The sequence below is a fragment of the Reichenbachiella sp. genome (genome assembly GCF_039969095.1).
Classification (GTDB): Bacteria; Bacteroidota; Bacteroidia; order Cytophagales; family Cyclobacteriaceae; genus Reichenbachiella.
Map to the genome: position 1 here is coordinate 296,534 of NZ_JBDVOL010000010.1, position 12,002 is coordinate 308,535.

The window sequence follows — 12,002 nt, forward strand, 5'->3', positions numbered from 1 at the left end:
GTTTTCAAAACTTTCAATGGACTAACCATATGAACAAACTCATACTTTGTCTAATTTTTATCACTTCCATTAGTTACGCTCAGGTCACTACTGATCCTGCTTTTCCATCAGCTGATCAAGAAGTTACTATCACAGTGGATGTATCTGATACAGAACTCTCTGGTTATACGGACGACGTATGGTTATGGACCTGGATAGAGCAAGGTGCTACAGATACCAATGCACCAACCAACGTAAACCCAGCAACCGATGATGAAAGCGATGCTTTGATGACCAGATCATCAAATGATGGAGATATTTATACCATCACACTTACCCTCACAGACTTTTTTCAACTGGATGCCGATGAAATTGAGACAGTAGGACTATTACTTAAAGGTCGTAGCTGGGAGGATGGACAAACGCCAGATTACAGTTTTGATGTACACTCTGATCAGCTGGCTATTGACTTTACGAGCCCTTCTACTTTTCCATTATTGGTAGATGCAGAAGAAACTATCGAAATATCCATAGTAGCTTCAGAATCGGCCAGTATAGTTTTGAAAGTTGATGATGTAGAGGTAGCCTCTGCAAGTAATGTCACAACACTTGAGCATACGATACAGGCTGCATCAGATGGAATTCATGAGGTTTCTGTAGAAGCGAGTACAAGCGATGAGGAAGCGGAAGAAAGTTTTATATACACGGTACGATCTACTACCGTAGAGCAAGCCAGGCCTGCTGGAATCATAGATGGGATTAACTATGATTCAGATCCGACTATGGTCACCCTGAGTCTTTTGGCTCCATTGAAATCATCTGTGTATGTGGTTGGGGATTTTACAGATTGGAAAATTGATCCTGATTATCAAATGTTTAAAGATGGAGAACATTTTTGGTTAGAAATAGAAGAGCTAACAAGTGGCCAAGAATATGCCTATCAGTATTTAGTGGATGAAGAAATATGGATAGCAGATCCTTATGCTGACAAAATACTTGACACCGATGATCAATGGATCCCTGAATCAACCTATCCAGATTTAATGACTTATCCTGATGGTGCGGTGCATACCCATTGGTATCAAAACCGAGCTGCAATCATCCAAACCAATCAAACCAAATACACTTGGGAAAACACCGATTTTGAACAGCCAGAGAAAGAAGATCTTATCGTGTATGAATTGCTCGTCAGAGATTTTCTGGGGGAAGATAAAATGGATTATCAATCACTAATAGATACGCTAGATTATATAAAGGACTTAGGAGTCAATACGATTGAACTCATGCCGATAATGGAATTTGGCGGAAATGATAGCTGGGGCTATAATCCTACCTTCATGTTTGCGGTTGATAAAGCCTATGGGACTAAAAACGACCTCAAAGAATTTATAGACAAAGCACATGGAATGGGAATGGCAGTCATTCTAGATATGGTTATGAATCAAAATGATATTCCTTCACCTTATGCTCAGATGTATTTTGATTTTGATGACTTTAAGCCTACGGAAGAAAACCCTTGGTTTAATCAAGAGGCCAAACATCCATATAATGTATTTTTAGATATCAATCATGAAAGCAGTTACACGCAAACTTGGTTGGATTCCATTAATCATTATTGGTTGAATGAGTTTCATTTTGATGGTTACCGTTTTGATTTGTCAAAAGGATTTACACAACAAGACAATTCTGGAAGTGTCAGCAATTGGGGCAAAAAAGATCCTACAAGAATTGCAATCCTAAAAAGAATGGCAGATGCGATTTGGGAGCATTCACCAAACGCTTATGTGATATTAGAGCATTTCGCAGATAATGACGAAGAAAAGGAATTGTCTGATTATGGCATGATGTTATGGGGCAATAGCTATCATGATTTTAATGAAGCAGCTCTGGGCTTTGGGGAAGGTAAGTCAATTGAGTGGGCTTATTTTAAAGAACGAGGTTGGACAAACAACTATTTGATTTCATACATGGAAAGTCATGATGAAGAAAGACAAATGTATCAAATGCTCAATTTTGGTAATTCTGATGGAGATTACAATATTAAAGATTTCGACACAGCCATCGAGCGGTTGAAGCTTTCTGCTGCTTTCTTTTTTACCATTCCCGGGCCTAAAATGTTTTGGCAATGGGGGGAATTTGGTTATGACATTCCGATTGAAGAAAATGGTAGGACAGGTCGCAAACCAGTAAAATGGGAGTACTTGGAAAATAACTCGAGAAGAGAATTGTTTTTGACGTATAAAGAATTGATTAAGTTGAGAAACGAATATGATGTATTCACAGATGGCACATTTACTTGGTCTCCTGACGGTGTGCACAAAACTATTCATATCTCAAACTCGGATACGAGCGTGGTCATTGTGGGCAACTTTGATGTTGTCGAAAGTTCGATAGATCTAGAATTTCAACACACTGGTATCTGGTATGATTTTATTTCCGGCAGCGCATTAGAAGTATCTGATGAGCATGCAAATCTTACTTTGAGCCCTGGAGAATTTCATATTTATACTGATCATGCCTTGCACACTCCTGAAAAAGGAATTGTAACTTCAGTAGATCGTATTGATCTCTTCAATAATCTAACATTTTACCCTAATCCTACAGATGATTATCTGAATATTGATATGGGCGAATTGTCAGGTAGAATGCTAAACCAGACATGGGTCATATCTAATATTCTAGGACAAGAAGTATTGAAGGGAAGTATAGAATCTAACAATTTGCAACAACTAAATGTGTCCTCACTACCCAAAGGATTATATACATTCAGATTGCCAGAAGGAAATCAAGTGATCACAAGAAAATTCATAAAAAATTGACTTAAAACGTCAAATAAATAATCAAATGAAACTACAGCAACTATCAATATTAATTTTATGTTTGATTATGGCAATGGCTTGCTCTCAAACACAGACCGCTCAAGAGGAATCAGTACCATCAACTGATTGGAGTAAAAAAGTGTTCTACGAAATTTTCGTTCAGTCTTTTGCAGACTCGAATGGAGATGGTATAGGAGACATTCCAGGTATGACCTCGAAGTTAGATTACCTAAAAGATTTGGGAATTGATGCCATTTGGCTCATGCCGATGTCTCCGTCTCCAAGTTATCATAAATATGATGTGGTGGACTATAGAGGTATCCACCCTGATTATGGGACTTTGGAAGATTTTAAGAAATTTTTAGATGAGGCACACGCCAGAGACATTAAGGTTGTCATGGATTTTGTGATCAATCACAGCGGTTATGACCACCCATGGTTTCAAGATGCCATGTCAGGCAAGGATGCCAAATACAGGGACTATTATGTGTGGGCAGACAAGGATTCGGTTGCCGAGCAAATCGCCAAGAAGGAGACTTCTTTTGACTCAGATAATATCCGCCAATGGCACCCTGTAGCTGGTGATACGACTATGGAACACTACTACGGTTTTTTCTATGGTGGAATGCCAGATTTGAATTATGATAATCCAGCCGTTAGAACTGAAATGTATGATGCTGGCAAATTCTGGTTGGAACAAATAGGAGTGGATGGATTTAGGCTGGATGCAGCCAAGCATATTTATCCTGATGACCGAGCGAAGGATAGTCATGCCTTTTGGAAGGAATTCAAAACTGAAATGGAAAAGGCGAATCCTGATGTGTACTTAATTGGAGAGGTATGGGCGGATGCCAGCACGGCATCGCCATACGCAGCTGGGTTTACTTCTTTATTCAATTTTGACAGGGCATTTAGCATCTTGGAGTCTGTCAATAAAGAAAAAGTAGTAGCAGCCAATATCGAAGGGCATGGCTATGAGATAGATTCTAGTGCCAATATTGCTGATGTGATCAACACTTCTCTTCCTTGGTTCAAAAAGTACAATGCTGACTTTGTAGAAGCTAGCTTTTTGAGTAATCACGATCAAAATAGAGTGGCCTCTGTTTTAGGTGACGATGAAGCAAAGATAAAATTGGCCGCTTCATTATTATTTACCTTGCCGGGTACTCCTTACATCTATTATGGGGAAGAAATCGGTATGTTAGGTATGAAACCTGACGAAAATATAAGAGAGCCCATGCTTTGGGAAATGGTCTCGTCAGACCAAATGCGAACTTCCTGGATGGAGGCTGTATACACTACCGACGATTCAGTTAGTCCAGTGGCAGTTCAGCAAGCTGATGATGGGTCAATTTTGAACCATTACAAAGCTTTAGTAGCACTCAAAAAAGAGGACGTATTCTCCTTAGGCGATATTCAAAATCTAGATTTCAAGAAGTCTGGCATTATCGCATTTACTCGTTCATATAATGGCGAATCTGTAGCTGTAGTTCATAATCTTTCGAATCAATCAATTGAATTGAATGATGATTTGCTGAGTCTATATAAGACCTTGGTATGGCAAGAGGGAGATGCAGAAAGAGCAGAATCTTTCCTTAAACTTCCTGCCCGAGGAAGCGTGGTTTACAAAAAATAAATGAAGATAGTTTTGGGTTACAGGGGATGTCGGGGGGCATTCCCTTTTTTTATGCTGTTTTGAGTAGAACGGTGAACGTGGTTCCTTCGTTGGGAGCTGATTTCCAAGTTAATTTACCTCCGAGGAGCTCCGTGTATTTGGCTACTATCGAAAGTCCAAGACCTGTAGACCTTTCTCCTGCAGTTGGTTTAGCACTTAATCGTTGAAATTTCTTGAACATCAATTGTTGATCTTCTTTGGTCATACCCGGTCCACCGTCAGTAAAATTGATGTGATGGAATCCATCCTTTACAAATACTCTTATCCATATGGCTTCGCCTAAAGGTGAAAACTTTATTGCATTAGAGAGTAAGTTTTCGAAAACATGAAAAAGGTATTGCTCTAGACCCATCACGTTGTGCTCTCCTTCAGAATCAAAGGCCAGTGTAATCTTTTTGTCCAGTGCTTGTTTTTCGTAGTTGGCAATTACTTTTTCGATTACTTCAGTCAAATTAATAACGCGAAAGTCTTCGGTCGATTTTGACTCTATTCGCTCTACATCAAGTATTCTAGTCACCATTTTATTGAGTCTTCTAGACTCATCTGCCATATGTTTGATAGATCCTATTTGGCTTTCAGTTAGATTTTCGTCCATTTGGAGCAACCCAGCCAGAGCCGTTATGTTATTGATTGGCGCTCGTAAATCATGCGATAGAATGCTTATGAAGTTGTTTTTTTCTTCATCAAGCTCTAATAATTCATTGTTCCTGTTGCTGAGAAGTTCATTTTGATTTTCTATCATGGCTCGATGCGCAGTCAGGATTTTATTAGCCTTAGATTTGATTTTACTTCTGTTGTACAAAGCATAGGCAATGAGAAAAACAATAATCACACAAGCAATAAGCATGTTAGTTATGTATTCTTGTTGTTGGATTTGTCTCGACGTTTCAACTAATTCTTTATCAACTAATTCCTTCTCTTTTAGAAGCAGCACCATATCTTCGTTTTCACCTTGGGAAATACTCTCAATTAAATCATATACGTCATTTCCCAGATACTTTTGTATGCCTTTATTTCTTAATATTTGATATTCAGGACTTGCTAGATATTCGTTGATAGGTTCTTCCCAATCGCTTCCTTTTTTGAAGATGACACTGAAACCAATGCCTTTTATAGGCAAAATAGGTTGTCGTTTTATCGCTAGATTTTGATTTAAGGCAATTAAATAATTAGGTAAATCCATGTAGCCGAATCGACCTGGCTGCTCAAGAATGCCAGGGACTATTTCATTGCTGGTTTGTTTGTATATGATATTAAACGCAACGTCATATTTCTCTTTCAAATTCTTGAGATATTTGTCATAGGTGGTTTCCAAAACAGAAACGGCCGTGTATTGCTCGAATTTATCTTTAAACTCATCAATGGAGTTAATTGTAGGAATGGATTTGTCTGAAACTAAAACTTGAATGTCTGGAAAATAGGGGTTAGAAAAACCGACTTCTTGTTCTCTTTCCGACGTTCTAGAAATAATATCCAGTCCGAACTCGCCAGCTTTTGGGTTGTTTTTGATTAAACCAAATACATATTTGAAACTTTCTTGAGATTGCCAATCGAGGTTTACTCGAATTCCATACTTATTCCATAAAAAGTACTTGAACCCAACCATCATTTCATATTCTAATCCACGCAGAGAACCATCCGTTTCTTTAATAAGAAATGGCTCTGTGCTTCGATAGTATATGGTCAAATTACCCTCTTTTTCCTTTTGAATTTCGGCCCAAGTCTGATCGGCTCCCGATGCACTAAACGCGAAATAAAAGAATAGAATTGTAAAGAAAATGCTTCTAATTACCCTCACGATTCAAAGATAGCTAAACTGTTTGGAGCAGAAGTCTTTGCCGGATAATTATTAAAACTCATTGAATGAATGTTAATAATAGCCTCCTTATTTTCTCAAAAACCAAATAATTGGAGTTTAACATATTATTTTTGTAGATTTAACGCTGAGTGCATAATGTACTCTAGTATTCTGTTTTCGGCTATATGGATAATGAATCAAATGAAATGCTAGGGGCCTTCGATGAATGGAAGGAAGAAAAAACGACTAAACAGGACATGACTGAAGATGTAAAGAAAAAAAGCGAATCTGTGACGGAACCTATTCACGCAAATAGCTTCGATTTGTATAATAAAATTTACAATGAGAATGTACTCCTTATGTACAAAGGAGCTATCACGTTTGATTTAGTGACTTCTGTGATCGAAACGCTTGACCGAAAGGTGAATATGACAGAATCTGATAAGAAGGTTCAAAAGTTGTTTTATAGTGCAGCAGTAGAATGTGTGCACAACCTCTATCATCATATGGATGAAGTCAAAGGTCACTTTGAAGAAATCTCTGAGCATGATGCTAAGTCAGGATTAATAACTGTCATTGCTAAAGAGAAATATTATAATATCATCACGGGTAATTTTATTCCTACAAAACATACTTATGATTTGAAGGATAAGATCGAAGAGGTGAACAATACCGATAAGAACGGTCTTAGGACACTTTACAAAGAAACACTAAGCAACGGTGAGTTTTCTGAAAAAGGAACAGCTGGGCTTGGATTAATTCAATTGGCAAGAAAAACTGGTGAAAGATTGAATTATAAGTTTGACAAAGTAAATAGCGAATACTCGTATTTCACTTTTCAGATCAAAATCAATAGGGTATAAGCCTTTTTAAAATATCTGTAAAATGAAAAAATCCTGCTTCTGGCAGGATTTTTTCATTTAGCAAGAGTAGTTCTTATCACAGTATCAGATTCGAGCGTGCGATGCACTGGACATTTATTGGCTATCTGAAGCATTCGTTGTTTTTTGTCTTCATCCAGATTTCCTTCGATAGAAATGATGCGCTCAAAGGTGTCCACTTTTTGAGATTTTTCATCACAGGATTCGCAGTCTTCTTTATACTCTTTTGCATATTTTACTTCTACTCTGATTCTGGTTATGTCCCATTCTTTTCGGTTGGCATATAGTCTCAGTGTGATCGAAGTACAACTTGCTAAAGCCCCACAAAGCAAATCGTATGGGGTTGGCCCTTTATTTAATCCTCCAATTTCTATAGGCTCATCGACAAGGCCCATGTGTCCATCTGTATTCAGTTGGGTGGTCAATTCGTCCTTGGTTATCGCTACTGCAAATGTGCTCATGATTTAATTATTTATTTTTCACTTATTACAACAATCAGATCAGTGATTGGTTCCATACACACGAAAGAGCCAACAAAAAAAGGGCAATAGAATTTCTATTACCCTTTCTTGTAGAGTTACTATCAATCAAGCAAACGCTACATTTTTTATTTCACCATCAGCATAGCTTGTACACCTCATCGCATCTCGTAGCACACCAGGTTTCAACATAGATTTGTTGAGTAGCATACGTACGCATTCTTGGATCCCTTCAATGATGGATGGGTGAGGGTGAATCAATTCTGCTAATTCCTCAATTCCCTTGTTCATAGAGATCAGCAAGGCAACGGCTTCAATCGAACTCGACGCATGTTCACCAACTACACGCATGCCAAGCACTCGCATTTCTTCATCGTTAGATACAATGACTTTGATGAATCCTTCGGTGTTTCTCATTGCGATGGCTCTGGAAATACAGCTGTAGTCCAAACTCACCACCTTATGTGGAATATTTTGTTCCCGGGCTTTAATTTCATTTAATCCTACACCAGCTACTTCAGGTGCCAAGAACATAATCGTTGAAATGTTTTCATAGATTAAGTCTTTTTCAGGTTTGCCAAAGATTTTTTCAATTGAGTACCTTCCTTCTAATTCACCTACGTTCACAAGTGCAATATCTGCTGTGATATCTCCAACGGCATAAATATTAGGAACAGAAGTTTGAGTCAAGTCATCAATGATTCCTCTGCTGTCCATATTGATTTTTACGGAAGCGGAAAGTAGATTTTCATAATTTGGAATACGCCCTACGGATACCAATGCTTTCTCTACATGGAAAATTTCTTTTGATCCATTTTCATATTCTAAAGTGTAAACGACCATTCCGTTTTCCACTTTCATATCTACTAATTTGGAACTTCTATGGATCAATACTTCTTTACTTTCTAGATTTTGTTCAATGATTTTTACGATATCTTCATCCTCAAAAGGCAGAATTCGATCGCCTTTATCAATCATATGAACTTTGGTCTGGCCAAAGTTCGAGAAGATAGTCGCAAACTCACATCCAATCACCCCAGCACCAACGATCACCATACTTTTTGGGAATTCTTTGAGGTTTTCTATCCCATCACTGGTTAGAATGATGTTTTCATCAATTGGAATATTATCTAATTTTCTCGGTCTACTTCCTGTAGCTAGTATAATATTATCAGCTTCAATTTCAAACTCGCCATCATCTGTGCGTACCACCACCACATTTTCTCCTACTACTTTTGCTATGCCTTGTCGGAAATGAAAAAGATCAGCTCCAGAGTTGAGATTGATATTGTGCATATGGTGCTCTAATAACTCTCGTCTTTTTCCTACGGCCTTATTTACCTCTTCTTTCAGAATTTGAAAATTGTGCTTGGGAGTAGGGACATTGGTGGCTTTGCAATGAGTTCGGAGAGCAAAAGCTTCTCTGGAAAGCTCCCACCACGTTTTACTGGAGAGCGCTCCATTGTGGATGCCTGCTCCTCCTATTTTATTCTTTTCAATAAGTAATACTTTTTTCTTGAAATCTACAGCTCTCATAGCGGCAGCATAGCCTGCTGGTCCTCCACCAATTACACATACATCGTACTTATCCATGTTGAATATCTCGTTTTTAAATTAGGGTAGCTGATTGAGTCCTATATAAAATTTAAGAATAAAAATTAATATTAGTAATAAAATGACACTTATATCTGATAATTCCGGTTCTATTTTAATTCAAGTCGACAATTGTCATAATATGATTATAATTGTATATCCTGAACTATTTACTTCCTAACCTTCATGTCAAAAATTACAAAATAAACTCCCGATGCTTAAGAGAAATATTGCAGCATTAATACTCACCATAGTGTCTTTAAGCTTGTTATATCCTGGTCTTACGAAGCCCATATTACAAGTTGTGATATCAGCTGAATTGCCTATCATAGGAAAGACAACTTTTTACGAGCAAACTCAGAGTATATTAGAAACTGTAGATACACTTTATAATACGAATAATAAATTCGTCGCTATTCTAATCTTTTTGTTTAGTGTGATTATTCCATTTACAAAAGGAGTCATCCTCCTAGGAGTCTTATTGATCAGGAATTTTGCATTCAAAGCAAAACTTTATCGGTTCGTGTTCATTATTGGCAAATGGTCTATGGCAGATGTATTTGTCGTAGGAGTCTTTATGGCATTTTTATCTACCCAGTCCAATAATTCCATAGAAGCTAATTTATTGGAGGGCTTCAATTATTTTGCCTTCTATTGTATTTTATCCCTATTAGGTATTCAAATGACTACATTGGAAAAACCAGAATCGAATGCTTAAAAAACTCAAAATCCTTTGGGTGACCTTGTTAGCTATATTTCTGGCTGCTTTTTTATTGTTTGAATATATGGATGAAGGTTTACCGAAAGGTGAGCAAGGAGCAGAGGCGGATCAGTTGGCTCGAACCATGATGGCTTCAATCAATGATCAAGCCTGGCAAAATACAGGTGCACTAAGTTGGGGATATGACGATCGCACATTTGTATGGGATAAAAAGAAGCATCTTGCAAAAGTAAATTACAATGAACATCAGGTCTTGTTGGATATTGATAACCGTAGAGGATTAATCGTCAATGAAAATCCAGAATTAAGCCTTGAAGAGAAAAAGGAGATTTGTCATTGGGCATGGAGATATTGGTGCAATGATTCTTTCTGGTTGAACCCTGTCAGTAAGGTGTTTGACCCTGGAACTGAAAGAAGCCTAGTAACATGGCATGGCCAAAAAACTCTCCTAGTTACTTATACCTCAGGTGGTTCTACGCCTGGTGATTCTTATTTATGGATTTTGGATGAAAACGGAAGGCCGAAAAGTTGGAAACTATGGGTTTCTATAATTCCGATTGGTGGGATGAGATTCAGCTGGGATAAGTGGGTGGAATTAGAAACGGGTGTCATGGTATCCACATATCATTTTAATCCAGTGAAAACTATTCCTTTACATAATCCAGTAGGCAAGACTAATTTGAGCGATATGTTTGAAGAAGATATATTCACTCCCTTATTTTCTGATTCTTCTGCGTTAATTCCTTTTTAAGAATTGAGCAAGCGCTCGATGATATAAACCATAACCTAATCGAACGCTTGTCAATTCAAATTTTAAATGGTTTCTCCGTTTTTAATTTTTTGTTCTATACCGTTCAGGTATTCTCCATAATTACTAGGAGCCATATCTTTGGTTTTGCCCAAGTTCTTTAACGCCTTTTTTATGTTTCCATTGATGTATTCAGCTCGTGTAGCTCCTAGATAGACATACCAGGTGTCCGGAAATTTTTCAATCATTTGATTAAAAAACTTCAATGACAATTCATTCCTGCCTTGGTCTGATAATTTTTTTCCTACCCAATAATCGTTTTGAACATTATTCATCATTGGAAGGGCTTTGGACATAATCTCGTCGGCTTCAGTTTTCTTTCCAAGTGCCCATAGAATGGAAGATTTGGTGCTCAAGTTGGTGAAATTAGTGTTTGCGGCATAACCCCCATATCCGCCTTCAATAGAGCGATTGGACCAGGCAAGTGCTTCTTCAAGATTTGTGTTGTGGTTTAAGCACCATTGCGCTGCTGCATCCCAAGCTTCCCATGCATAGGTGGTGATACCTTTAAGTTGATATCTGAAACTTTCTATCACCGTTTTATTCAAGTCTACACTTACGGTGAATGGAATGCTTAATTTTTCCCATTCAATGGCAACTGACAAGGAACTATCGGTTCTATTTTTAAATTCAAAGTCAAGTTGTTCAGAGTGTTCATTTTCTACTGGAGATACCTCAACTTTTATGGTCACGTCTTTATCAGTGTCTAAGTAATAGCTGCCCCACATGTTGTCATTGCTAGCAAATAGAATAGTCCAATCTTCTTTAGTTGGAATGGCATGTAGACCATAACTACCTGCTTTCAGAGCCTGACCTTCTATAAGTACATCTGTCGAAAAAGCTATAGTTGTATTCATGTTAGCTCCGATTCGCCACGGAATAGGGTCTCCGTTTTGAGGAACTACAGTTTGCCATACATCTCTTCCATTTACTTTCGGTGAGCTGTAATTGACCGTAATATCTGTAATGCCAAGTCGCTGTGATTCTGTTACTTTCGGACTGATTTGAGGCATATCCAGAGAGTGATACTGAGCAATTGTGCTCCAATTGACTGCAAGCAGTAGAATAATAAAGAATGATTTTTTCATATTTTGAGTCTTTTATTCGAAAGTATTCAGTTCTAAAGCCTAAAAATAGGCTAGCATCCCAACCAACAGTTTGGTTCGCCTCAATGACTGGTTCCATACAAGGAACGAAGTTTATCGATTAGGACAAGGCGTTTGTCTTATCCATTGAGTGATATAGCTGA

Annotated in this window: 9 protein-coding genes; 5 read left to right on the forward strand and 4 right to left on the reverse strand. The window is 37.8% G+C overall.

Going from position 1 to position 12,002, the window contains the following annotated elements:
- Window positions 1–29: 29 nt before the first annotated feature.
- Both ABJH98_RS04610 and ABJH98_RS04615 read left to right on the forward strand, forming a co-directional pair.
- Entirely contained in the window at window positions 30–2,798 is a 2,769-nt protein-coding gene (locus ABJH98_RS04610; RefSeq protein WP_348306460.1) for an alpha-amylase family glycosyl hydrolase, read from the forward strand.
- Between the two features lie 25 nt (window positions 2,799–2,823).
- Entirely contained in the window at window positions 2,824–4,434 is a 1,611-nt protein-coding gene (locus ABJH98_RS04615) for an alpha-amylase family glycosyl hydrolase (RefSeq protein ID WP_348306461.1), read from the forward strand.
- 49 nt (window positions 4,435–4,483) lie between these two features.
- Here the strand turns inward: ABJH98_RS04615 and ABJH98_RS04620 are convergent, their stop codons facing one another.
- The gene (locus ABJH98_RS04620; protein ID WP_348306462.1) at window positions 4,484–6,271 is read right to left on the reverse strand and encodes an ATP-binding protein; all 1,788 of its coding nucleotides are present in this window, start codon (window positions 6,269–6,271) and stop codon (window positions 4,484–4,486) included.
- Window positions 6,272–6,456: 185 nt separating this feature from the next.
- On the opposite strand from ABJH98_RS04620, the gene ABJH98_RS04625 reads away from it, so the two are divergent.
- Entirely contained in the window at window positions 6,457–7,134 is a 678-nt protein-coding gene (locus tag ABJH98_RS04625) for a SiaB family protein kinase (protein WP_348306463.1), read from the forward strand.
- A 53-nt stretch (window positions 7,135–7,187) separates the two neighbouring features.
- Here ABJH98_RS04625 and ABJH98_RS04630 read toward each other — a convergent pair whose 3' ends face one another.
- Together ABJH98_RS04630 and ABJH98_RS04635 are read right to left on the reverse strand one after the other, a co-directional pair.
- Entirely contained in the window at window positions 7,188–7,613 is a 426-nt protein-coding gene (locus tag ABJH98_RS04630) for an OsmC family protein (protein WP_348306464.1), read from the reverse strand.
- A gap of 126 nt (window positions 7,614–7,739) precedes the next feature.
- Window positions 7,740–9,224 carry an NAD(P)/FAD-dependent oxidoreductase gene (locus ABJH98_RS04635; protein ID WP_348306465.1) on the reverse strand — a complete coding sequence of 495 codons (1,485 nt, stop codon included), beginning with the start codon at window positions 9,222–9,224 and terminating at the stop codon, window positions 7,740–7,742.
- Window positions 9,225–9,438: 214 nt separating this feature from the next.
- Between ABJH98_RS04635 and ABJH98_RS04640 the strand changes: the two genes are divergently transcribed.
- Together ABJH98_RS04640 and ABJH98_RS04645 are read left to right on the forward strand one after the other, a co-directional pair.
- The gene (locus tag ABJH98_RS04640; protein ID WP_348306466.1) at window positions 9,439–9,942 is read left to right on the forward strand and encodes a paraquat-inducible protein A; all 504 of its coding nucleotides are present in this window, start codon (window positions 9,439–9,441) and stop codon (window positions 9,940–9,942) included.
- Entirely contained in the window at window positions 9,935–10,696 is a 762-nt protein-coding gene (locus tag ABJH98_RS04645) for a hypothetical protein (protein WP_348306467.1), read from the forward strand. The genes ABJH98_RS04640 and ABJH98_RS04645 overlap by 8 nt, the downstream gene beginning before the upstream one ends.
- A gap of 62 nt (window positions 10,697–10,758) precedes the next feature.
- Here ABJH98_RS04645 and ABJH98_RS04650 read toward each other — a convergent pair whose 3' ends face one another.
- Window positions 10,759–11,841: a DUF2911 domain-containing protein gene (locus ABJH98_RS04650; RefSeq protein ID WP_348306468.1), complete on the reverse strand. Its 1,083-nt coding sequence runs from the start codon at window positions 11,839–11,841 to the stop codon at window positions 10,759–10,761.
- Window positions 11,842–12,002 lie beyond the last annotated feature (161 nt).

Coding starts and splice junctions, on each gene's coding strand:
- ABJH98_RS04610 (WP_348306460.1), top strand. CDS start 30: ATGAACAAACTCATACTTTGTCTAATTTTTATCACTTCCATTAGTTAC.
- ABJH98_RS04615 (WP_348306461.1), top strand. CDS start 2,824: ATGAAACTACAGCAACTATCAATATTAATTTTATGTTTGATTATGGCA.
- ABJH98_RS04625 (WP_348306463.1), top strand. CDS start 6,457: ATGGATAATGAATCAAATGAAATGCTAGGGGCCTTCGATGAATGGAAG.
- ABJH98_RS04630 (WP_348306464.1), bottom strand. CDS start 7,613: ATGAGCACATTTGCAGTAGCGATAACCAAGGACGAATTGACCACCCAA.
- ABJH98_RS04635 (WP_348306465.1), bottom strand. CDS start 9,224: ATGGATAAGTACGATGTATGTGTAATTGGTGGAGGACCAGCAGGCTAT.
- ABJH98_RS04640 (WP_348306466.1), top strand. CDS start 9,439: ATGCTTAAGAGAAATATTGCAGCATTAATACTCACCATAGTGTCTTTA.
- ABJH98_RS04645 (WP_348306467.1), top strand. CDS start 9,935: ATGCTTAAAAAACTCAAAATCCTTTGGGTGACCTTGTTAGCTATATTT.
- ABJH98_RS04650 (WP_348306468.1), bottom strand. CDS start 11,841: ATGAAAAAATCATTCTTTATTATTCTACTGCTTGCAGTCAATTGGAGC.